The 22,418-nt window shown below is 74.7% G+C and carries 20 protein-coding genes; 18 read left to right on the top strand and 2 right to left on the bottom strand.

Annotated features, from left to right (window positions below; genetic code table 11):
* The 6 genes from U5M74_RS01510 to U5M74_RS01485 all read left to right on the top strand — a co-directional run bounded on the left by U5M74_RS01510 (position 1) and on the right by U5M74_RS01485 (position 5,702).
* On the top strand, positions 1 to 978 hold the full coding sequence (locus tag U5M74_RS01510; protein ID WP_410905780.1) for a phosphatidylinositol mannoside acyltransferase: 978 nt from the start codon (positions 1 to 3) through the stop codon (positions 976 to 978).
* 14 nt (positions 979 to 992) lie between these two features.
* On the top strand, positions 993 to 2,198 hold the full coding sequence (locus U5M74_RS01505) for a glycosyltransferase family 4 protein (protein ID WP_410905778.1): 1,206 nt from the start codon (positions 993 to 995) through the stop codon (positions 2,196 to 2,198).
* Positions 2,195 to 2,800 (top strand): hypothetical protein, encoded by a 606-nt coding sequence (locus U5M74_RS01500; protein ID WP_410905472.1) that lies wholly within the window; start codon positions 2,195 to 2,197, stop codon positions 2,798 to 2,800. The genes U5M74_RS01505 and U5M74_RS01500 overlap by 4 nt, the downstream gene beginning before the upstream one ends.
* A gap of 56 nt (positions 2,801 to 2,856) precedes the next feature.
* Entirely contained in the window at positions 2,857 to 3,789 is a 933-nt protein-coding gene (gene pdxS, locus U5M74_RS01495; RefSeq protein WP_410905470.1) for a pyridoxal 5'-phosphate synthase lyase subunit PdxS, read from the top strand.
* Positions 3,786 to 4,364, top strand: a complete 579-nt coding sequence (locus U5M74_RS01490) for an NUDIX hydrolase (protein WP_410905468.1) — start codon at positions 3,786 to 3,788, stop codon at positions 4,362 to 4,364. Before pdxS ends, U5M74_RS01490 begins: the two co-directional genes overlap by 4 nt.
* A 207-nt stretch (positions 4,365 to 4,571) precedes the next feature.
* Positions 4,572 to 5,702, top strand: coding sequence for a glycoside hydrolase family 6 protein (locus U5M74_RS01485; RefSeq protein ID WP_410905467.1), 1,131 nt, complete (start codon positions 4,572 to 4,574; stop codon positions 5,700 to 5,702).
* Between the two features lie 35 nt (positions 5,703 to 5,737).
* Here U5M74_RS01485 and U5M74_RS01480 read toward each other — a convergent pair whose 3' ends face one another.
* The gene (locus U5M74_RS01480) at positions 5,738 to 8,005 is read right to left on the bottom strand and encodes a bifunctional polysaccharide deacetylase/glycosyltransferase family 2 protein (protein WP_410905466.1); all 2,268 of its coding nucleotides are present in this window, start codon (positions 8,003 to 8,005) and stop codon (positions 5,738 to 5,740) included.
* Between the two features lie 769 nt (positions 8,006 to 8,774).
* On the opposite strand from U5M74_RS01480, the gene pdxT reads away from it, so the two are divergent.
* The 12 genes from pdxT to U5M74_RS01420 all read left to right on the top strand — a co-directional run bounded on the left by pdxT (position 8,775) and on the right by U5M74_RS01420 (position 21,310).
* Positions 8,775 to 9,395 (top strand): pyridoxal 5'-phosphate synthase glutaminase subunit PdxT, encoded by a 621-nt coding sequence (pdxT, locus tag U5M74_RS01475; RefSeq protein WP_410905776.1) that lies wholly within the window; start codon positions 8,775 to 8,777, stop codon positions 9,393 to 9,395.
* A 7-nt stretch (positions 9,396 to 9,402) separates the two neighbouring features.
* Positions 9,403 to 10,161, top strand: a complete 759-nt coding sequence (locus U5M74_RS01470) for a YebC/PmpR family DNA-binding transcriptional regulator (RefSeq protein WP_069984812.1) — start codon at positions 9,403 to 9,405, stop codon at positions 10,159 to 10,161.
* A gap of 54 nt (positions 10,162 to 10,215) precedes the next feature.
* Entirely contained in the window at positions 10,216 to 10,791 is a 576-nt protein-coding gene (gene ruvC, locus U5M74_RS01465) for a crossover junction endodeoxyribonuclease RuvC (protein ID WP_410905465.1), read from the top strand.
* Between the two features lie 61 nt (positions 10,792 to 10,852).
* Entirely contained in the window at positions 10,853 to 11,476 is a 624-nt protein-coding gene (ruvA, locus tag U5M74_RS01460; RefSeq protein WP_410905463.1) for a Holliday junction branch migration protein RuvA, read from the top strand.
* Positions 11,469 to 12,578, top strand: coding sequence for a Holliday junction branch migration DNA helicase RuvB (gene ruvB, locus U5M74_RS01455; RefSeq protein ID WP_410905462.1), 1,110 nt, complete (start codon positions 11,469 to 11,471; stop codon positions 12,576 to 12,578). The genes ruvA and ruvB overlap by 8 nt, the downstream gene beginning before the upstream one ends.
* Before the next feature lie 88 nt (positions 12,579 to 12,666).
* Positions 12,667 to 13,125, top strand: coding sequence for a preprotein translocase subunit YajC (gene yajC, locus U5M74_RS01450; RefSeq protein ID WP_410905460.1), 459 nt, complete (start codon positions 12,667 to 12,669; stop codon positions 13,123 to 13,125).
* Positions 13,126 to 13,271: 146 nt separating this feature from the next.
* The gene (gene secD, locus U5M74_RS01445; RefSeq protein WP_410905458.1) at positions 13,272 to 15,350 is read left to right on the top strand and encodes a protein translocase subunit SecD; all 2,079 of its coding nucleotides are present in this window, start codon (positions 13,272 to 13,274) and stop codon (positions 15,348 to 15,350) included.
* Positions 15,350 to 16,447, top strand: coding sequence for a protein translocase subunit SecF (gene secF, locus U5M74_RS01440; RefSeq protein ID WP_410905457.1), 1,098 nt, complete (start codon positions 15,350 to 15,352; stop codon positions 16,445 to 16,447). Before secD ends, secF begins: the two co-directional genes overlap by 1 nt.
* A gap of 84 nt (positions 16,448 to 16,531) precedes the next feature.
* Positions 16,532 to 17,119 carry an adenine phosphoribosyltransferase gene (locus U5M74_RS01435; protein WP_410905455.1) on the top strand — a complete coding sequence of 196 codons (588 nt, stop codon included), beginning with the start codon at positions 16,532 to 16,534 and terminating at the stop codon, positions 17,117 to 17,119.
* A gap of 52 nt (positions 17,120 to 17,171) precedes the next feature.
* A complete protein-coding gene (locus U5M74_RS01430) occupies positions 17,172 to 19,508 on the top strand; it encodes a RelA/SpoT family protein (RefSeq protein WP_410905453.1) in 2,337 nt (778 codons plus the stop codon).
* A 50-nt stretch (positions 19,509 to 19,558) separates the two neighbouring features.
* Positions 19,559 to 20,701, top strand: coding sequence for an ATP-dependent DNA ligase (locus tag U5M74_RS01425; protein ID WP_410905452.1), 1,143 nt, complete (start codon positions 19,559 to 19,561; stop codon positions 20,699 to 20,701).
* Between the two features lie 57 nt (positions 20,702 to 20,758).
* Positions 20,759 to 21,310: a dihydrofolate reductase family protein gene (locus U5M74_RS01420; RefSeq protein WP_410905450.1), complete on the top strand. Its 552-nt coding sequence runs from the start codon at positions 20,759 to 20,761 to the stop codon at positions 21,308 to 21,310.
* Here the strand turns inward: U5M74_RS01420 and ligD are convergent.
* Positions 21,295 to 22,413, bottom strand: a complete 1,119-nt coding sequence (gene ligD / locus U5M74_RS01415; protein ID WP_410905448.1) for a non-homologous end-joining DNA ligase — start codon at positions 22,411 to 22,413, stop codon at positions 21,295 to 21,297. The two genes, U5M74_RS01420 and ligD, sit on opposite strands and share 16 nt — an antisense overlap.
* Positions 22,414 to 22,418: the final 5 nt, after the last annotated feature.

The raw sequence follows: 22,418 nt of genomic DNA, 5'->3' as shown, positions 1-22,418 counted from the left end.
CTGCGCGTCGACGTCGCGAAGGCGTACACGTTCGCGTGGCGCCACGCCCCCCGCGTCCCCGAGCCGGTGCTGCGGGCGGCGTTCACCGCCGTCGCCGACCTCACCTGGCTCCGCCGCACCGAGGGCGTGCGCCGCCTGGAGGCCAACTACGCGCGCGTGCGCCCGGACCTCGACGCGGCGGCCGTGCGCCGGCTCGGCCGCGCCGGCATGCGGTCGTACATGCGCTACTTCCGCGAGGCGTTCACCCTCCAGGGCGCCACGCCCGAGCAGATCAGCGCCCGGGTGCGGCTCGACGACGGCCAGCACGTGGTCGACCACGTCGCCGCGGGCAGGTCGCTGTCCCTGGCCCTGGGCCACCTGGGCAACTGGGACCTCGCCGGCGCGTGGGCCACGCCGAACCTCGCCCCCGTGCTCACCGTGGCCGAGAGGCTGCAGCCCGAGGCGCTCTACCAGGAGTTCGTCGGCTTCCGGCGGTCCATCGGCATCGACGTGCTCGGCCTCGGCGACCCCGACGTCTTCCGCCGGCTCGTGCGCGGCGCGCGGGAAGGCCACCGCGTCGTGCCGCTGCTGGCCGACCGCGACCTCGCCGCCTCCGGCGTCGAGGTCGACCTGGCCGGGCACCGGGCCCGCGTCGCGGCCGGCCCCGCCGCGCTCGCCCTGGCGGCCGGCGTGCCGCTGGTCACCGCCGCCGTCACCTACGAGCGCCTCACCGGTGCCCGCCGCCGCGCGGCCGGCACCCCGTGGGGCGTCGTCGTGCGGTTCTCCCCGTTCGTCGAGGTGCCGGAGCCCGAGCCGGGGCTGTCCGCCCCCGAGCGCCGGCGGCGCCAGGTGGCGGTCATGACGCAGGGCTGGGTGGACCACCTCGCCCGGACGCTGCGCGAGCACACCGAGGACTGGCACATGCTGCAGCGGGTCTTCGTCGAGGACCTCGACCCGGAGCGCTACGCCAAGACGCGGGCGGAGGCGGGCGAGCTGTGACGACCTCGCGCCCCCTGCGGGTGGGCATCGTCTGCCCCTACAGCTTCGACGCCCCCGGCGGGGTCCAGTTCCACGTGCGCGACCTCGCCCAGGCCCTCCAGGCCCGCGGGCACGAGGTGTCGGTGCTCGCGCCCGCCGACGACGACACGCCCGTGCCCGACGTCGTCGTGCCCGCCGGCAAGGCGGTCGCGGTGCGGTACAACGGGTCCGTCGCGCGGCTGACCTTCGGCCCGCGCGCCGCGGCCCGGGTCCGCCGCTGGATCGAGAGCGGCGCGTTCGACGTGCTGCACCTGCACGAGCCGATGACCCCCAGCCTGTCCATGCTCGCCCTGTGGATCGCCGAGGGCCCGGTCGTGGCCACGTTCCACAGCGCGCAGGTGCGCTCGCGCGCCCTGCAGGTGGCGTTCCCGCTGCTGCGCCAGAGCCTGGAGAAGATCGCCGCACGGGTCGCCGTCTCGGAGGACTCGCGCCGCACGCTGGTCGACCACCTCGGCGGCGACGCCGTCGTCATCCCCAACGGCGTCTACGTGGACACCTTCGCCGCGGCGCGCCCCGCCCCGGCGTGGCAGGGCACCCCCGAGGCGCCCACCGTCGCGTTCCTCGGGCGGCTCGACGAGCCCCGCAAGGGGCTGCAGGTGCTCGCCGCCGCGATCCCCGCGGTCCTCGCGGCGCACCCCGGCGCGCGGTTCCTCGTCGCCGGCCGGGGCGACGCCGGGCGCGACGAGGCGGTCGAGGCGCTCGGCCCGCTCGCCGGCAGCGTGGAGTTCCTCGGCGGGATCAGCGACGCGGAGAAGGCCGCGCTGCTGTCCTCCGCCGACCTGTACGTCGCGCCGCAGACCGGCGGGGAGAGCTTCGGCATCGTGCTGGTCGAGGCGATGAGCGCCGGCGCCGGCGTGGTGGCGAGCGACCTGGGGGCGTTCCGCCGCGTGCTCGACGACGGGGCGGCGGGCGCGCTGTTCCGCACCGGCGACGCCGACGACCTCGCGCGCGCCGTCCTGGAGTCGCTCGCCGACCGCGCGGCGACCCGCGCCCGGCGGGAGCACGCCGCGGCGTGGGTGCGCCGCTACGACTGGTCGGCCGTCACCGACCAGGTGCTCGCGGTGTACGAGATGGCGGTCGCCGCGGGCGAGGCCATGCCGGTGCACCAGGCGGCCGGCCGCCGCGGGCCGTGGCGCCTGCTCGGCGGCGACGTGGCCGAGGCCGGGGGGAACGGGCGATGACCTGGTCGGAGATCGCGCTGCTCGCCCTGGCCGTCGTCGCGGTCGGCGTCTGGCTGGCGTGGGTGTCGGCGTCGCGGCTGGACCGGCTGCACCGCAAGGTGGCCGCCTCGCGCATCGCCCTGGACGCCCAGCTCGTGCGGCGCGCGAGCGCCGCCGTCGACCTGGCGAGCTCCGGCCTGCTCGACCCCGCCTCGAGCGTGCTCGTGGCGGACGCCGCCTACGGCGTCGTGGACGACGCCGGGCCGGTCGCCTCGCCCGAGCAGGCCCTGGCCATGGACGGGTTCGGCGCGGCCCGCGAGCGGGCCGAGAGCGCGCTGAGCGCCACGCTGCGCTCCGCCCTGGGGGACGCCGAGGTGCTCGCCGAGCTGCGCTCCGGCGCGCCCGGCGAGCAGCTGCTGGCCACCCTCGTGGCCACGTGGTACCGCGCGCAGCTCGCCCGGCGCTTCCACAACGAGGCCGTGGCGCAGGCCCAGCGCGTGCGCCGGCACTGGTGGGTGCGCGCCCTGCACCTGGCCGGGCACGCGCCGTCGCCGCGCACGGTGGAGCTCGACGACCAGATGCCGGAGGCGATGGCCGGCTCCGGCCCCGCCGTGCGCGCTTAGGATCGTCACGCCGGCCGCACGAGCCGACGGCACCACAGCGAGAGAAGGTCCCAGAAGTGAGCGAGAGCTACACCCGGCCCGGCGAGGGCGTCGGCGGCACCGGCGTCGGCGAGGTCGGCACGGCGCGCGTCAAGCGCGGCATGGCGGAGATGCTCAAGGGCGGCGTCATCATGGACGTCGTCACCCCGGAGCAGGCGCGGATCGCCGAGGACGCCGGCGCGGTCGCCGTCATGGCGCTCGAGCGGGTGCCGGCGGACATCCGCGCCCAGGGCGGCGTGGCCCGCATGAGCGACCCCGACATGATCGACGGCATCATCGAGGCCGTCTCGATCCCCGTGATGGCCAAGGCGCGCATCGGCCACTTCGTCGAGGCGCAGGTCCTGCAGTCGCTCGGCGTCGACTACGTCGACGAGTCCGAGGTGCTCACGCCGGCCGACTACGCCAACCACATCGACAAGTGGGCGTTCACCGTCCCGTTCGTGTGCGGCGCCACCAACCTCGGCGAGGCCCTGCGCCGCATCACCGAGGGCGCGGCGATGATCCGCTCCAAGGGCGAGGCCGGCACGGGCGACGTGTCCAACGCGACCACGCACATGCGCCAGATCCGCCAGCAGATCCGCCGCCTCGCCTCGCTGCCCGAGGACGAGCTCTTCGTCGCCGCCAAGGAGCTGCAGGCGCCGTACGAGCTGGTCGCCGAGGTGGCCCGCACCGGCAGGCTCCCCGTGGTGCTGTTCACCGCGGGCGGCATCGCCACCCCGGCCGACGCCGCGATGATGATGCAGCTCGGCGCCGAGGGCGTGTTCGTCGGCTCCGGCATCTTCAAGTCCGGCGACCCGGCCGCCCGCGCCAGGGCGATCGTCCAGGCCACCACGTTCCACGACGACCCGGACGTCGTCGCCAAGGTCTCCCGCGGCCTCGGCGAGGCGATGGTGGGCATCAACGTCGAGGCGGAGCCCGCTCCCGTGCGCCTCGCGGAGCGCGGCTGGTGACACCCGAGGAGGGGCTCACCTCCACGACCTCCCTGGGGTCCGACTGGGTCCTCGGGGAGGACGGCCTGCGCCACCGCCGCGCGGCCCGCGTCATCGTGCTCGACGACGCGGGCCGCGCGCTCCTGGTGCGCGGGCACGACGCCGACCAGCCCGACCGCTCCTGGTGGTTCACCGTGGGCGGCGGCATCGACGCCGGCGAGACCGAGGTCGAGGCCGCGCTGCGCGAGCTGCGCGAGGAGGCCGGCCTGGCGCTCGGGCCCGCGGACCTCCAGGGCCCGGTGATGACCCGCGCCGGGATCTTCCACTTCTTCGCCGAGACGTGCCGCCAGGACGAGGTCTTCTTCCTGGCCCGCGTCGACGCGGGGCACGTGCCGGTCGCCGACGGGTGGACCGACGTCGAGCGCGAGGTGCTCGACGAGCTGGCCTGGCTCACCGCCGACGAGCTGCGCGCGCAGCCGTACGAGGTGTTCCCCACCGCGCTGCCGGACGTCATCGACGCCCTGGCCGGCGGGTGGGACGGCACCGTGCGGCACCTCGGCACGGAGAACGACGACGAGGCGGTCCCGGGCGCCTGAGGCCCCGCCCCGCGCCCGCCCGGGCCCCGCGGCGCGTCCCGCCGTGCTCCTCGGCGTGCTCCTCGCCGTGCGTCCCGGCGCGGGGGCAATAGCCTGGGACCCGAGCGACGCCGGGACGAGCGCGCCCCGCGGGGCGGTGCGTCCCGGGACGGGGGCGTCGCGGACCTGTACCGGTGGCACCGCCGCCAGCAGCTGGAAGGCCGCGCGATGGGGATCCGACCACCCCGGCGAACCGCCCACGTCCCGGCGCGCGCGGCGCCCGGCCGCACCCCGCCCCGGGAGCCGCTCCCACGGCGGCCCCGGTGGCCCTGGCGGGCCGCCGCGGGGATCGTCGCGGGGATCGTCGCGGGGATCGTCGCGGCGGCGGGGCTGGCCGCGTGCACGGGCGGCGGCGAGCCGGCGCCGTCGGGGACGCCGGAGCCGTCGCCGCTCGAGCGCAACGCGCCGGACCGCGCCGAGTACTTCCTCGACGCCGAGGACCAGTACTTCCGGAACCTGACGACCGCCCTCGGCGACGCCCCCGACGCCGAGGCCGCGCAGCGGATCGAGACGCTGCTGGCGACGCCCGTCGCGCAGTGGCTCACGGGGCCGCCGACGGACACGCCGCGCGCGGTCGCCGAGAACCTGCGTCGCGCCGAGGCGCAGGGCGCGGTGCCGGTATTCGTCGTCTACAACATCACCGACCGCGACCTCGGCGGCGAGGCGAGCGGCGGCAGCGACGACCCCGGCGCCTACCGAGCGTGGGTGCAGGAGGTCAGCGACGCCGTCGGGGACGCCCCCGCCGTCCTGGTGGTGGAGCCCGACGCGCTGCCGGGCGTCCCGCAGATGGACGAGGCCCAGCAGGCCGAGCGCGTCGAGCTGCTGCGCGAAGCGCTGAGGGTCTTCCAGGAGGGCAACCCCGCCGCCGCCGTGTACCTCGACGTCGGCCACTCGCGGTGGCTCGACCCGGCGCGGGCCGCCGAGCTCCTCGAGCGGGTCGACGCGGACGGCACGCTCGTGACCGGCGTCGCGCTCAACGTCTCCAACCAGCGTCCCGAGGCCGAGCTGCGCCGGTACGCCGAGGAGCTGTGGGACGCGCTCGGGCGCCGCGTGCACGTGATCCTGGACAGCTCGATGAACGGGGCGTCGCGGACCGGCGAGCTGCTCGAGTGGTGCAACCCGGAGGGGGAGCGGGTCGGGAGGCTGCCCGACACCGTGTTCGACCCCGACGCGTGGTTCGAGCACGTCTACGTCAAGGCGCCGGGCGAGTCCGACGGCCGGTGCGGCACGAGCGCCGAGCCCGCCGGCGTCTTCGACGCCGGGCTCCTGCTGGAGCAGGTGGCCGACGACCCGGCGTGAGCGGCGTCCGGCCCGAGGACGGGCCGGACGCCGGGTCACACCGTCTCGGCCAGCTGCAGGGGTGCCGGCGTGGCCACCGTGCCTGTGCGCTCGGGGCGGTACCAGCCGACGATCTTGCCCCGCACGATCCGCACCAGCGACCCGTACAGGACGTACGCCCGCAGCGGCTCGTAGATGAGGCGGTAGACCGGGACGACGAGCAGGTGCCAGGGGCGCTCGTGCACGAGCCCGACAGCCACCGCCGAGATGACGAGGTGGATGAGCGCCACCGCCGCGGCGAACAGGGCCACGCTCTCCCAGTTGCCCCCGATGATGCTGGTGACCGCCACCACGACGACGAACGGCATGAACACCAGCGGTACCAGGACCGACATCAGGGCGTACGGCAGCGTGACCATCCCGAGCGCCCCGTAGCGCGGCCGGAACAGCATGTCCCGGTGCTTGTACAGGGCCTGGATGTTGCCGTAGGTCCAGCGCAGCCGCTGCTTGGCCAGGGCGTGCAGCCGCGTGGGCGCCTCGGTCCACGCCACCGCGTCGTTGTCCTGCACCACGGCGTACCCCAGGGCCTGGACCGACAGGGTCAGGTCGGCGTCCTCCGCCTGCGTGTCGTGGGAGTAGCCGCCGATGCGCAGCAGCAGGTCGCGCCGCCAGGCGGCGCAGGCCCCGGGCGCGATCGCGATCGCGCCGACGAACCCCTCGGCCATCCGGGTGACGCAGATCCCGGAGATGTACTCCAGGCTCTGCCAGGCGGTCAGCAGGTTGCACCGGTTGCCGACCTTCACCAGGCCGGCGACGGCGCCCACCGGCTTGCCACGCCCGGTGTCGACGAAGTGGCGCGCGAGCATCCGGATCGTGTGGGGCTCGAAGAGGGTGTCGCCGTCGAGGGTGACCACCACCTCGCCGCGGGCATGGGCGATGCCGTTGTTGCTGGCCCGCGACTTGCCCCCGTTCTCCTGGGTCAGCACCCGCAGGCTGGGCCAGCTCCGGGCGTACTCGCGCATCAGCGCCAGCGTGCCGTCGGTGGACCCGTCGTCGACCGCGATGACCTCGAGCCCGGGGTAGTCGCTGGCCCGCAGGGCGTCCAGCGTCCTGGTGATCACCCGTTCCTCGTTGAAGACGGGCAGCACCACGCTGACGGTCGGCAGGTCGCGCACCGGGGGCATCGTGGCCCACGTCCGGCGCTGCCGGGAGCGTTCCATAAGGGCCAGCACGACGTACAGGAGCGACATCGCCGTGAGCGAGATGATCCCCGTCCAGAACAGCCACGTGCCGACGTTCTTGGGGACGACCAGGACGCTCGAGGCCGCGACGAGGGTGGCGTAGTCCGCGGTGTCCGGCGGGATCTTCTTCTTCGGCATGCTGTCGGCGTCGAGCAGCGGGGCGAGGGTCGTGAACTCGTACCCCTGGGCCTTCGCGTCGCGGATCAGCCGCTCGAGCATGGCCACGGTCTGCGCCCGGTCGCCGCCGCCGTCGTGCAGCAGCACGACGTGCCCCTCGCCGTCGAGCTCCGGGGTCGGGATCTCCTCGCCCGGCGCGTAGCTCCAGTCCAGCGTGTCGAGGTCGTAGTCGACGTGCAGGTAGCCGAGCTGCTGGGCCTGGAGCACCGCGCGCGGGTTGTTGTACGGGTCGCCCTCGGGGATGCGGAAGAGCCGCGTCTGGTACCCCGCGACCGCCCGGACGAGGCGGTCGGTGCCGATCAGCTCGAAGCGGTTGCGGCCCGCGTCGTTGGCGTAGAAGTCGATGTGGGTCATGGTGTGGTTGCCCACCATGTGCCCCTCGCGGACCTCCCGGTCCACCAGCTGCGGGTACTGGTCGATGTTCGACCCGATCGGGAAGAAGGTGGCCGGCACGCCCTCGCGGGACAGCAGGTCGAGGATGGCGGGCGTCGACTGCGGGTCCGGGCCGTCGTCGAAGGTGAGCACGAGCTGCCGGGGCCCGGGCTTGCCGTAGGACTCGAGCACGTACGGGCTGTCCCCGATCAGCTCGACCTCCTCGGGGGTGGCCTCGCGGAAGACCTCGGTGCTGAAGGGGTCCTTGAGGAGCACCCCGGAGCCCGTGCGCTCGACGAGCGCCATCCGCTGGAAGACGTAGCCGCCGTCCTTGCTCAGGAGCGGGATGTCGCGCTCGTCGCCGGTCGCGAGGAGCCGTTCCGGGTAGGACGGCGAGGCGTTCTCGGAGGCTGGCCAGATCGGCGCCATCACGCGCGGCGTGATGACGAGCGCGAGGAGCCCGGCGGCCAGGACGGCCAGGACGATGCTGGCGACGACCCACCGCTCGCGCCTGCCGCGCGGGTCGTAGAACACGGGGACGGACGGGGACGGGGGTCGCTGTGAGTCTTTGACCACGGTGCGGCTCGCCTTCGGTACAGCTCGTGGGACGCAGGCTGGCGCTCGCGGAGGGGCGAGGGGGCCGCGCCGGGAGCCGCGACGGCGGCGTCGGCGCAGGCGGCAGCCCTGGCGGACGTGCGGGGGAGCAGCGGCAGCCGCTGCGGCTGCGGTCGCCGGCGTCACGGGACGCCCGACGACCTTCGCGGGGTGGGGGCGGTCGGCGGCCGAGGGCCGGGACGCGGACGGGTCGAGGACCCGGCTACGCGACCGTCCTCGGTCCGGGGGTCGTCGACGGAGCGTCGTCCATGGCGCTCCTCCTTCCTCCGCGGAGGCGGCAGGCGAGGCACGGGCCCGCGAGCGGAGCCCGAAGAGCACAGGAGCGGGGGTCGCGGGGCGCGGGCGGTGGCGACGCGGACGTGCGCGCCGTCACCACGGCCACGTCCGCTCACCCTCGCCTTGGGAGGCCCACGGCGCCGGGTGAGCCCCCGGACACGGCCCGTCGGGGACGGGCCGCAGACGGGTGGTGGCGCCCCCCTGGATCGCCGAGTCTTGCGACCCAGGAATCGTGACACGCGCTCGCCGCGGTGACCACGCCCTTGTCCGTCCGTCTCACGCGATCACCCGAATTTCACCCGCTGCCCCGCCGGGGCGCCTAGACTCCTGGGCCGTGACCGTCCCCGTGACCCCCGCCGCGAGCCCGCCCGCGGCCCTCGGCGCGACCGCGCGCGCCACCACCGGCCCGACGATCGGCGTCCTGGCGCTGCAGGGCGACGTCCGCGAGCACGCGGCGGCGCTCGCGGCGGTCGGCGCGCGCGCCGTGGCCGTGCGACGCCGCAGCGAGCTGGAGGCCGTCGACGGCGTCGTCGTGCCCGGCGGGGAGTCCACGACGATCGACAAGCTGCTGCGGCTGTTCGAGCTCGACGCGCCCCTGCGCGCCGCGATCGCGCAGGGCATGCCCGTGTACGGCTCGTGCGCCGGGATGATCCTGCTCGCCGACCGCATCGAGGGCGGCATCGCGGGGCAGCGCACGCTCGGCGGGATGGACGTGCTCGTGCGCCGCAACGCCTTCGGCCGCCAGGTGGACTCGTTCGAGGCCGACCTCGACGTCGCGGGCGTGCCGGGCGGGCCGGTGCGGACGGCGTTCATCCGCGCGCCGTGGGTCGAGGAGGCCGGCCCGGGCGTCGAGGTGCTGGCCCGGATCCCGGCCACGACGGCGGACGGCAGGGGGGCGGGGGCCGCCGCCGGTAAGATCGTGGCAGCACGTCAAGGGAGGCTGCTGGCGACCGCGTTCCACCCCGAGATCACGGGTGACGTCCGCGTGCACGCGCTGTTCGCCGGCCTCGTCGAAGATTCGCGAAGGAGTTAGGTAGCGCATGTCAGGTCACTCCAAGTGGGCCACGACCAAGCACAAGAAGGCGGCGATCGACGCCAAGCGTGGCAAGCTCTTCGCGAAGCTGATCAAGAACATCGAGGTCGCGGCGCGCACGGGCGGCGGCGACCCGGCGGGCAACCCCACGCTCTTCGACGCCATCCAGAAGGCGAAGAAGTCGTCGGTGCCGAACGACAACATCGACCGCGCGGTCAAGCGCGGCTCCGGCGCGGAGGCCGGCGGCGCCGACTACCAGACGATCATGTACGAGGGCTACGGCACCAACGGCATCGCCGTGCTGGTCGAGTGCCTCACCGACAACAAGAACCGCGCCGCCTCCGAGGTGCGCCTGGCGTTCTCGCGCAACGGCGGCACCCTGGCCGACCCGGGCTCGGTGTCCTACCTCTTCTCCCGCAAGGGCCTGGTCGTGGTCCCCAAGGGCGAGGGCGTGACCGAGGACGACGTCATGCTGGCGGCGCTCGACGCCGGGGCCGAGGAGGTCACGGACTCCGGCGACACCGTCGAGGTGCTGTGCGAGGCGACCGACCTCGTGCAGGTGCGCACCGCCCTGCAGGACGCCGGCATCGAGTACGACTCGGCCGACGCGATCTTCCACCCCTCCATGCAGGTCGAGGTCGACGTCGAGGGCGCCCGCAAGATCCTGCGCCTCATCGACGCGCTCGAGGACAGCGACGACGTGCAGAACGTCTACGCCAACTTCGACGCCTCCGACGAGGTCATGGCGGCGCTCGACGAGGAGTGACGCGCGCCGCGCGCCGGCCCCGCCGCACCCTCGCCCTCGTGAGAGGGTGAGGGTGTGCGCGTTCTGGGGGTCGATCCGGGCCTGACCCGCTGCGGTGTCGGGGTCATCGACTCGCTGTCCGGGCGGCGCGCGCGGCTCGTGGCGGTGGGCGTGATCCGGTCCGAGCCCGAGACGAGCCCCGACCTGCGCCTGCTGCACGTCGCCGAGCGGCTGGACGCCTGGTTCGACGAGCACGTCCCCGACGTCGTCGCCGTCGAGCGCGTCTTCGCCCAGCACAACGTCGGCACGGTGATGGGCACCGCCCAGGTCGCCGGCCTCGCCATGGTGGCCGCCGCCCGGCGCGGGGTGCCCGTGGCGCTGCACACGCCGAGCGAGGTCAAGGCCGCCGTGACCGGCTCCGGGCGCGCGGGCAAGGAGCAGGTGCAGCGGATGGTCCAGCAGATCCTGGGCCTGTCCGAGCCGCCGCGGCCGGCCGACGCCGCCGACGCCCTCGCCCTCGCCGTCACCCACCTGTGGCGGCCCGCCGGGGCGCTGCAGGGCGGCGACCGGCACGAGCTGACGCCGGCGCAGCGCGCCTGGGCCGCCGCGGAGCACGCCGCCCGCGGCCGGGCCCGCCGCGTCGCGCGCTGAGGCGTCGGCGGCGCTTGTTACAGTGACGCCCGTCGTACGGGTGTTCGACGGAAGGAACCCAGTGATCGCCTCCCTGACCGGCGTGGTCTCGCACGTGACGCTCGACCGGGCGGTGCTCGACGTCGGAGGCGTGGGCTACCTCGTGCTCGCCACGCCCGCCACGCTCGCCGGCCTGCGGGTCGGCCAGGAGGCGCACCTGGCCACCACCCTCGTGGTGCGCGAGGACTCCATGACGCTCTACGGGTTCGCCGACGCGGCCGAGCGGGAGATCTTCGAGACCGCGCAGTCGGTCTCCGGCGTCGGCCCGCGGATCGCGCTCGCCATGCTCGCCGTGCACACCCCGGACGCCCTGCGCCGCGCCGTGGCCACCGAGGACGTCAAGGCGCTCACCCGGGTGCCCGGCATCGGCGCCAAGGGGGCGCAGCGCATCGTGCTCGAGCTGAGCGGGAAGCTCGGCGCGCCCGGGTCCGAGGCGCCCACCGGCGCGGCGCCCGCGGCGGCCGCGCCGGGCGACCGCCGCGACCAGGTCGTCGAGGCGCTCGTCGGCCTCGGCTGGACGGCCAAGGTCGCCGAGGACGCCGTCGCGACGGTGCTCGCCGACGCGGGCGCCGAGGCGGTGGCCGAAACCGAGGTCGCCTCGACCCTGCGCGCGGCCCTGCGCTCGCTGGGCGGCCGCCGTGGCTGAGGGCCGCTACGAGGAGCCGGAGTTCACCAGCGAGCGGCTGGTGACGGCGTCGGCCGACGACGTCGAGCGCGCCGCCGAGGCCGCGCTGCGGCCCAAGCGGCTCGAGGAGTTCGTCGGCCAGCCGACGGTGCGCGACCAGCTGTCGCTGGTGCTCGAGGCGGCGATCGCCCGCGGCGCGCCGCCCGACCACGTGCTGCTGTCCGGCCCGCCCGGGCTCGGCAAGACGACCCTGGCGATGATCATCGCCTCCGAGCTGGGCACCTCCCTGCGCGTGACCAGCGGCCCCGCCATCCAGCACGCCGGCGACCTGGCGGCCGTGCTGTCCTCCCTCGAGGAGGGCGAGGTGCTGTTCATCGACGAGATCCACCGCCTCGCCCGCCCGGCGGAGGAGCTGCTCTACGTGGCGATGGAGGACTTCCGCGTCGACGTCGTCGTGGGCAAGGGCGCCGGCGCCAGCGCCATCCCGCTCGCGCTGCCGCCGTTCACCGTCGTCGGCGCCACGACACGGGCGGGCCTGCTGCCCGCGCCGCTGCGCGACCGCTTCGGCTTCACGGGCCACCTCGACTTCTACGACGCGCACGACCTCGAGCGCGTGATCGTGCGGTCCGCCGGTCTGCTCGGCGTGGACGTCAAGCACGCCGCGGCGCACGAGATCGCCCGGCGCTCGCGCGGCACGCCCCGCATCGCCAACCGGCTGCTGCGCCGCGTGCGCGACTGGGCGCAGGTGCGCGGTGACGGGGTCATGGACCTGCACGCCGCGCAGGCCGCGCTGCAGGTCTACGAGGTCGACCCGCTCGGCCTGGACCGGCTGGACCGCTCGGTGCTCGACGCGCTGTGCCGCCGCTTCGGGGGCGGCCCGGTCGGGCTGTCCACGCTGGCGATGACCGTGGGGGAGGAGGCCGACACCGTCGAGACCGTGGCCGAGCCGTATCTCGTGCGCGAGGGCTTCGTCGCCCGGACGCCGCGGGGCCGCGTCGCCACCCCTGCCGCGTGGGCCCACCTGGGCCTGACGCCGCCCGCGGGGACGCCCGCCGCGGCGGCCGGCACCCTGTTCGAGGACCTCGGGAGCGGGAACCCGCCGGCGGCCGGGGACGTTGGATGAGGGTCGGCGCCTAGACTTGACGAGTCGCCCAGCCGTACGCCGGGCCCGGGCCGACGCACACACGACCGCACCAGACCAAGGACTCTCCGTGGACTTCTCCTTCCTCATCCTCATCGTCGTGCTGCTCGGCCTGATGTTCTTCATGACGTCGCGGCAGCGCAAGCAGCAGCGGGAGGCGCAGGCGTTCCGCACCGAGCTCGCGCCCGGCCAGGAGGTCATGACGGGCTCCGGCATGTTCGGCACCATCGTCGAGGTCGACGAGGCGAACGACATCATCACGATCGAGTCCACCCCCGGCGCGCGCACGCGCTGGCTGCGCGCCGCGATCGCCAAGCGCGTGGACGCGCCGGCGGAGACCGCCGTCGAGACCGAGACCGCGACCGAGACCGCGACCGGCACCCCGGCCGCGGCGGGTACCATCGCGCCCGCAGGGTCCACCTCTGCCGACGTCATCGACGTGCCCGACGACCTCTCTGGCCTCGACACCGCCCAGCGCGAGTACCGCGACCAGCAGCGCAAGGCCGACGGCGACGCCGAGGGCAAGTGACCCACCCGTGACGCAGTGCCGGCCGGGCGCACCCGGCCGGCACGATCCCGCGCCGACCACACCGGCGGCGCGCACCAGAGAGAAGACTGACGTTGGCCAACTCCAGCACGCGGCGATCGCGGCCGGTACGCACGCTCGTGATCTTCATGGTCCTGACCGTCCTGCTGCCGATCGCCGGCCTCGTCGTCGGCGCGCAGCTCGACGGACGGACCACCGAGAACCCTGACGGCGCGAGCCTGACGCCGGGCCTCGCCCTCGACCTCGAGGGCGGCACCCAGATCATCCTGACGCCGACCACCACCGACGGGTCGCAGGTCACCGACGAGACGGTGAACGAGGCGATCAACGTGATCCGCCAGCGCATCGACTCCTCGGGCGTCACCGAGGCCGAGATCACCAGCCAGGGCGGGGCCAACATCGTCGTCGGGATCCCGGGCCGGCCCTCCCAGGAGACCGTGGACCTGGTGAGCCAGGCCGCGCAGATGCGCTTCCGCCCCGTGCTGACGTACGGCCTCGGCACGCCGGCGCCCGCGCCGTCCGCCTCCGGCGACGCCGCCGCGAGCCCCGCGCCGTCGGCCTCCGCCGAGGCCGGCACCGCCGCCAGCCCCGCGCCGTCCGCCTCGCAGAGCGCCGGCACCAGCCCCGCGGGCAAGAGCGCCGCCGGGCCCGTGCCCGCCCCGGCGCCGGCCGCCGCCGACCCGTCCGCCTCGCCGTCCCCGTCCCCGTCGGGCGACGCCGGCACCGCCGCCGCGGACCCGAGCGACCTGGCCCAGATCACCCCGGAGATCCAGGAGCAGTTCCAGAACCTCGACTGCACCGACCCGGAGAACCTCAAGGGCGGCGGCGGGGACGACCCCGACGCCGTGCTGGTGACCTGCTCCACCGACGGCTCCACCAAGTGGATCCTGGGCCCGGTGGAGCTCGAGGGCACCCACATCACCAACGCGACCTCCGGCCTCGTCGCCGGCCCGAACGGCGTCACCACCAACGAGTGGGGCGTCATGCTGGACTTCGACTCCACGGGTTCGCGCCAGTTCGCGGACACCACCACGCGCCTGAACTCGCTGGAGTCGCCGCGCAACCAGTTCGCGATCGTGCTCGACGGCCTCGTCGTCTCGGCGCCGTCGATCACCAACGGCCCGATCACCAACGGCGAGGCGCAGATCACCGGCACCTTCAACCGGGACACCGCCGGCACGCTCGCCAACCAGCTGAGCTTCGGCGCGCTGCCCATCACCTTCGAGGTGCAGAGCCAGCAGGAGGTCTCCGCGACGCTCGGCTCGGAGCAGCTGCGCAACGGCCTGATCGCCGGGCTCATCGGCCTGCTGCTCGTGGTGGTGTACTCGCTGTTCCAGTACCGCACGCTCGGCCTGCTCACCGTGGCGTCCCTGGTCGTCGCGGGCCTGATCACGTACGCGACCATCGCGCTGCTGAGCTGGGGGATGGGCTACCGCCTGTCGCTCGCGGGCGTCGCCGGCCTCATCGTGGCCATCGGCTTCACCGCCGACTCGTTCATCGTGTACTTCGAGCGCATCCGCGACGAGCTGCGCAACGGCCGCTCCCTGCAGTACGCGGTCGACCGTGGCTGGCGGCGCGCCCGCCGCACGATCTACGCGGCCAAGGCGGTCAACCTCATCTCCGCGGTCGTCCTGTACTACCTCGCCGTCGGCGGGGTCCAGGGCTTCGCGTTCACCCTCGGCCTCACCACGGTGATCGACGTGGCCGTGGTCGTGTGGTTCACGCACCCGATGATGGAGCTCCTCGCCAGGATGCGGTTCTTCCGCGACGGCCACCCGCTGTCCGGCCTGTCGCGCGAGCGCCTCATGATCTCGGCCGCCAAGCCGCGGTACGTCGGCGCCGGGCGCGTCGCGATGCCGGAGGCGGTGGCGCAGGACGTCGCGGCGGAGGTCGACCCCGACGCGGCCGCCGAGGACGAGCCCGCGCTCGTCGGCGCCGGCAGCCGCGCCGGCCGTCGCGGAGCCGCGCAGGAGACGCCGGCCCCCCGGCCGTCGGCCCCTGCACCGCGCACGGCGCCCGCGCCGGTGACGGACGAGTCGGGACGCCGGCTGACGATCGCCGAGCGGCGTGCCGCGCAGCGCCGGGCGAACGCCGGCTCTGACGCCGGCTCAGACGCCGGCTCAGACGCCGGCCGGGACGCCGGCTCAGACGCCGGCCGGGACGAGGACGCGCCGGCCGCCGGCGGCCAGGACGAGGAGAACCGCTGATGGCCGGGCTGAACTTCGCCGCATGGGGCAACGACCTCTACACCGGTCGCCGGTCCTACCCGATCGTCCAGCGCCGCAAGCGCTGGTTCGCCGTGATCGCCGCCCTGTCGATCGCCTCGATCCTGGTGCTGGCCGTCAAGGGCCTGGAGCTGGGCATCGACTTCCGCGGCGGCACCGAGGTCCACGTGACCAACGTGCAGACCACGGACCAGGAGCCCGCCGTCGAGGCCGTGCAGGCGGTCGTCCCCGGCGAGGAGCCGCGGGTGGCGACCGTGGGCAGCAACGCGCTGCGCATCCAGACCGTGCAGCTGACCGAGGAGCAGACCGCCGAGCTCGCCCAGCAGCTCGCCGACGCCTACGGCGTCGACGCGGCCGAGGACGTCTCCGACTCGTTCGTCGGGCCGACGTGGGGCTCGGGGGTGTCGCTGCGCGCCCTGTGGGGCGTGGTGGTCTTCGTGCTCGCCGCCGCGGCGTTCATGGCGGTCTACTTCCGCGCCTGGCGCATGTCCGTCGCCGCGATCGTGGCCATGCTGGCCGACCTGCTCATCTCCGCGGGCGCGTACGCGCTCGTCGGCTGGGAGGTCACGCCCTCGACCATCATCGGCTTCCTGACCATCCTGGGCTTCTCGCTCTACGACAAGATGGTCGTGTTCGACAAGGTGCGCGAGAACACCGACGGCGTGCTCGACCAGACGCGCAACACGTACTCCGAGCGGGCGAACCTCGCCGTCAACCAGACGCTCGTGCGGTCGATCAACACCTCGGTCGTGGCGCTGCTGCCGGTGGCGGGCATCCTGTTCGTCGGTGCGCTCGTGCTCGGCGCGGGCACGCTGCGGGACATCTCCCTGTCCCTGTTCGTCGGCATCGCCGTCGGTGCCGCGTCGTCGATCTTCCTGGCGACGCCGCTCGACGTCGCCCTGCGCGAGCGGGAGCCGAGGATCGCCGCGCACACCGCCAAGGTGCTCGAGGCGCGCGCGGGGACGGTGTCCGGCACCGAGGCGGCCCAGCTCACCGCCGCGGGCGCCGGCTCGGTCCAGCTCACCCCCGGCCAGCACCTGGGCCACGCGGCGCAGCCGCGGCGCAAGCGCTCGCACTGACCCGCGCGTGCCGGCGCGCCCGCGCCGGCACGTCCGCACCGCGCCGCCCGGCGCGCCGAGAGACCTGAGAGACAGCACCACCGCATGACCGACGACATCGCCCTCGTCTCCCTGTCCGGCCTCGGGGCCGCGCGGGCGGCCGAGATCCGGGCCCTCATCCGCGACGTGCCGGGCTACCCGCACGAGCCCGTCGTGTTCCGCGACATCACCCCGATGCTGGCCGACGGGCCGGCGCTGGCCGACGTGATCGAGGCGTTCGCGCGGCTCGTGGAGGCCGACGGCGGCGTGGACGTCGTGGCCGGCATGGAGGCCCGCGGGTTCCTGCTCGGGGCCCCGCTGGCCCTGCGCCTGGGGGTGGGGTTCCTGCCCCTGCGCAAGGCCGGCAAGCTGCCGCCGCCGGTCGAGCGCGCCGACTACGAGCTGGAGTACGGCACCGCCGCGATCGAGCTGCGCAGCGGCACGCTGCGCCCCGGCGCGCGGGTGCTCGTGCTCGACGACGTGCTCGCCACGGGCGGCACGGCCGCCGCGGCGGCCGAGCTCGTCGAGCGGTGCGGCGGCGAGGTCGTGGCCCTGGCGTTCCTCCTCGAGCTGGGCGGCCTCGGGGGCCGCGACCGGCTCGCCGGCCGGAAGGTCGAGACGCTCCTGCGCGTCGGCGGGGACAGCGAGTCGTAGACTTGCCACCCACCACCCGTCAACCGGCCGGCCGCTGGTGAAGGAGGCGCGCATGAGCGAGGACGCGAAGGTCCAGCGTGCCCCGGGCGTGCTCGGCTCGCAGCCGGCGTCCGGGACGGGAGTGCGCGTGCGCAACCGGCTGGTGCGGCTCGGCGTGCGCGGGTCGAGCGTCAGCCCGGCGCTGGAGCCCCTGCTGCAGGCGGTGCGCGCGGCGCACCCCAAGTCGGACCTGTCGGTCATCGAGCGCGCGTACGCCACGGCGGAGCGCGCGCACCGGGGCCAGCAGCGCAAGTCGGGCGACCCGTACATCACCCACCCGGTGGCGGTGGCGACGATCCTCGCCGAGCTCGGCTTCGAGGGCGCCACCCTCGCCGCGGCGCTGCTGCACGACACGGTCGAGGACACCGAGTACGCGCTCGAGCAGCTGCGCGCCGAGTACGGCGACGAGATCGCGATGCTGGTCGACGGCGTCACCAAGCTCGACAAGGTGAAGTACGGCGACGCGGCCCAGGCCGAGACCGTGCGCAAGATGGTCGTGGCGATGGCCAAGGACATCCGCGTGCTGGTCATCAAGCTGGCCGACCGGCTGCACAACGCACGCACCTGGAAGTACGTGCCGAGCTCCTCGGCCGGGCGCAAGGCCCGCGAGACCCTCGAGATCTACGCCCCGCTGGCCCACCGGCTGGGCATGAACACGATCAAGTGGGAGCTCGAGGACCTGTCCTTCCAGGCCCTGTACCCCAAGGTGTACGACGAGATCGTGCACCTGGTGGCCGAGCGCGCCCCCGCGCGCGAGGAGTACCTGTCGGTGGTGCGCGAGCAGATCACCGCCGACCTGCGCAGCTCGAAGATCCGCGCGACGGTCACGGGCCGGCCCAAGCACTACTACTCGATCTACCAGAAGATGATCGTCCGCGGGCACGACTTCGCGGAGATCTACGACCTGGTGGGCACGCGCGTCCTCGTGGACACCGTGCGCGACTGCTACGCGGCGCTCGGCGCCCTGCACGCGCGGTGGAACCCGGTCCCGGGCCGGTTCAAGGACTACATCGCGATGCCGAAGTTCAACATGTACCAGTCGCTGCACACGACGGTCGTGGGGCCCGGCGGCAAGCCCGTCGAGATCCAGATCCGCACGCACGACATGCACCGGCGCGCGGAGTACGGCGTGGCTGCGCACTGGAAGTACAAGGAGTCCGCGCGCTCCGGCCGCCCGGGCGAGGACCCGCGCGCCACCGACATGGCGTGGCTGCGCCAGCTCGTCGACTGGCAGCGCGAGACGGCCGACCCCACCGAGTTCCTCGACTCGCTGCGCTACGAGATCGGCGGGGCGGAGGTCTACGTCTTCACGCCCAAGGGCGAGGTCATCGCCCTGCCCGCCGGCGCGACGCCGGTGGACTTCGCCTACTCCGTGCACACCGAGGTGGGCCACCGCACGATGGGCGCGCGGGTCAACGGCCGGCTCGTGCCGCTGGACTCGACCCTGCAGAACGGCGACGTGGTCGACATCCTCACGTCGAAGGCCGAGAGCGCGGGCCCCAGCCACGACTGGCTGGCGTTCGTGAAGTCGGCGCGCGCCCGCAACAAGATCCGCCAGTGGTTCACCAAGGAGCGGCGCGAGGAGGCGATCGAGCAGGGCAAGGACGCCATCACCAAGGCGATGCGCAAGCAGAACCTGCCGATCCAGCGCCTCCTGTCGCACGAGGCCCTGGTGGGGCTGGCCACGGAGCTGCGCTACGCGGACGTCTCCGCGCTGTACGCGGCGGTCGGCGAGGGGCACGTCTCGGCCCCGCACGTCGTCGACCTGCTGGTGAAGTCGCTCGGCGGCGCCGAGGGCACGGCCGAGGACACCGCCGAGGTGGCCGTGCCGGGCGCGCCCGCCACGGTGCGCCGGCACCGTACGGGCGACCCGGGCGTGGTGGTCAAGGGCGTCGAGGACGTGTGGGTCAAGCTCGCCAAGTGCTGCACCCCGGTGCCGGGCGACGAGATCATCGGGTTCGTCACCCGCGGCGCCGGCGTCAGCGTGCACCGCGCCGACTGCGCCAACGTCGAGGGCCTGCGCGCCCAGCCCGAGCGCATCGTCGAGGTCGCGTGGAGCAGCGGGGCCAACGCCACGTTCCTCGTGCAGATCCAGGTCGAGGCGCTCGACCGCTCCCGCCTGCTGTCCGACATCACCCGCGTGCTGTCCGACAACCACGTCAACATCCTCTCGGCCAGCGTCTCGACGACGTCCGACCGGATCGCGATGTCCCGCTACGTGTTCGAGATGGCCGAGCCGGCGCACCTGCAGCAGGTGCTCAGCGCGGTGCGCAAGGTCGACGGCGTGTTCGACGTCTACCGGATCACCGGGGCCAAGGCGGCCGAGGCGCCGCACCTGCCGACCGCCTGAGCCCGCGCGCCGACGGGCCGGGGCCCGGGCCAGGTGGCAGCATCGGCTCCGTGACGCTGCCGATCAGCCCACCGATCCTGCCGATGCTGGCCAAGTCCGTGCCCGCGGTGCCCGACCAGCCCGACGGCGAGGCCGCCTGGGTGTACGAGCCGAAGTGGGACGGCTTCCGCGCGATCGTCTACCGCGACGGCGACGACGTGCGCATCGACTCGCGCAACGCCCGGCCGATGCAGCGCTACTTCCCCGACGTCGTCGAGGCGGTCCTGGCGCAGCTGCCGCCACGGTGCGTCGTCGACGGCGAGATCGTGGTGGCGCGGCCCGGCCCCGACGGCGCGGCGGCCCGGCTCGACTTCGACGCCCTGTCGCAGCGCATCCACCCGGCGGCGTCGCGCGTGCGGATGCTCGCGCAGACCACCACGGCGAGCCTCGTCGTCTTCGACGTCCTGGCCGTGGGCGACGACGACCTCACCGGCCGCCCGCTGCGCGAGCGCCTGGCGGCCCTGGACGAGCTGGGCCTCGACGGGCCGGGGATCTTCGCGACGCCGCGCTCCGCCGACGCGGCGGTGGCCCGCGAGTGGTTCGACGCGTTCGAGGGCGCCGGGCTCGACGGCGTCGTGGCCAAGCCGCTCGACGCGCCGTACCAGCCGGACAAGCGCGCGATGGTCAAGGTCAAGCACGCCCGCACGGCCGACGTCGTGCTGGCGGGCTTCCGCCTGCACAAGACCTCGACCGACGCCGAGCCGCGCATCGGCTCGCTGCTGCTCGGCATCCACGACGACGACGGGCAGCTGCAGTTCGTCGGGGTGGCGGCGTCGTTCCCCACGGCCCGCCGCGCCGCGCTGCACGCCGAGCTGCAGCCGCTGGTCGTCGAGCCCGGGACGCCCGCGGCGGCCGACCACCCCTGGTCGGACTGGCAGGACCCGGCGGTGGCCGAGGGCGCGGCGGGGGAGCGCCGCCCCGGAGCGCAGTCGCGCTGGAGCGCCGGCAAGGACCTGTCGTTCACCATGCTGCGGCCCGAGCGGGTGCTGGAGGTCGGCTACGACCACATGGAGGGCACCCGCTTCCGGCACACCGCGCAGTTCAAGCGGTGGCGCCCGGACCGCGAGCCGGCGTCGTGCACCTACGCCCAGCTCGAGGAGCCGGTCGGCTACGACCTCGCCACGCTGCTGCCCGGGGCGCCCGGCACCGCCTGAGCACCCGACCGGGCGCCCGCGCCGATGAGTTGCCCGGCACGGCGTCGTCGCTGAGGCATGGGGACCCTCAGGTACGGCATGAGCTGCTCGGTGGACGGCTACGTCACGGACCCCGGCGGCGGGATCGGGTGGACGGCGCCCAGCGAGGACGCGCACGCGTTCGTCAACGCCCTGACGCGGGACGTGCGGGTCTTCGTGATGGGGCGGCGGATGTTCGAGACCATGCGGGTGTGGGACACCTGGCCCGCGGGCTCGAGCGCCGTCGAGGACGAGTTCGCCGGCATCTGGCGACAGGCGGACAAGATCGTGTGCTCGGACTCGCTGAGCACGCTCGACGCGCCCCGCACCACGCTCGAGCCGCGGCTCACGACCGCGCGGCTGGCCCAGGTCGTCGCGGCGGCCGACGGCGTCGTCGAGGTCTCCGGCCCGACGACGGCGGCCGAGGCGCTGCGCGCGGGCATGGTCGACGACCTGCGCCTCTTCGTGGTGCCGCGGCTGGTCGGCGGCGGCGTGCGCGCGCTGCCCGAGGGGGCGAGCACCGCGCTGCGGCTGACGGACCAGCGGGTCTTCTCCGACGGGGCCGTGTACCTGCGCTACGCGCGCTCCTGAGCGCCGTCCGCCGCATCTTTCGGCCGGTCCCGGTCGCGGCTGGGCTGCACCCGCTTGGGCTCGCCCGGCATCTTGGGGTACTCCGGCGGGTACGGCAGGTCCCCGAGGCCGTGCTCCTCCTCGTCGCGGCGCGCGAGCGCCAGCGCCGGCTCCAGGTCGCAGTCGAGCGCGGGGTCGCGGTCGGCGCGCAGCGGGGCGAACAGGTCGCCGCGCTCGGCGAGCCGCGCGGGCACGCTGAGCACGTCGAAGTCGTCCGGGTGCACGGCGGCGACCTCGTCCCACTCGAGCGGGGTGGAGACGGTGGCGCGCGGGTTGGCGCGCACGGAGTACGCCGAGGCGATGGTGCGGTCGCGGGCCATCTGGTTGTAGTCGACGAAGATCTTGGCGCCGCGCTCCTCCTTCCACCAGCGCGTGGTGACCTGGTCGGGCAGCCGGCGCTCCAGCTCCCGCCCGATCGCGATGGTGGCGCGGCGCGCCTGCTGGAACGACCAGCGCGGCGCCAGCGGCACGAAGACGTGCACGCCGCGGCCGCCGGACGTCTTGGGATAGCCGGTCAGGCCCAGCTCGCCGAGGAGCTCGCGCAGGTGCGGCGCCACCGCCGCGGCGTCGGCGTAGGCGGTGCCCGGCTGCGGGTCGAGGTCGATCCGCAGCTGGTCCACCTTCTCCGTGCTGTCCGGCTCCGGGCCGCGGCGCACGGGCCACGGGTGGAACGTCAGCGTGCCGAGGTTCGCCGCCCACGCGACCACGGCCGGCTCGGTGGGGCAGACCTCGTCGGCGGTGCGCCCGCTGGGGAACGCGATGGTGGCCGTCTCGACGTAGTCGGGGGCGCCCTGGGGCACGCGCTTCTGGTAGAACGCGTCGCCGCGGCTGTCGGCGCGCGTGGCCATCACGGCGCCCTCGAAGACGCCCTTGGGCCAGCGCTCCAGCGTGGTGGGGCGCTCCAGCAGCGCGCCGAGGATCCCCTCGCCCACGGCGACGAAGTACTCGACGACCTGCAGCTTGGTGATGCCGCGGGCGGGGAACACGACGCGGTCCGGGCTCGTGACGCGGACGGTGCGTCCGGCGACGTCCAGCTCGACGGCGGGGGCGGCGGTGCGTGCCATGGGTC

This window comes from Puerhibacterium sp. TATVAM-FAB25 (assembly GCF_046535855.1).
GTDB lineage: Bacteria > Actinomycetota > Actinomycetes > Actinomycetales > Cellulomonadaceae > Puerhibacterium > Puerhibacterium variabilis_A.
Note: the sequence above shows the minus strand (reverse complement) of the source record. Positions and strands in the feature narration are given on the sequence as shown.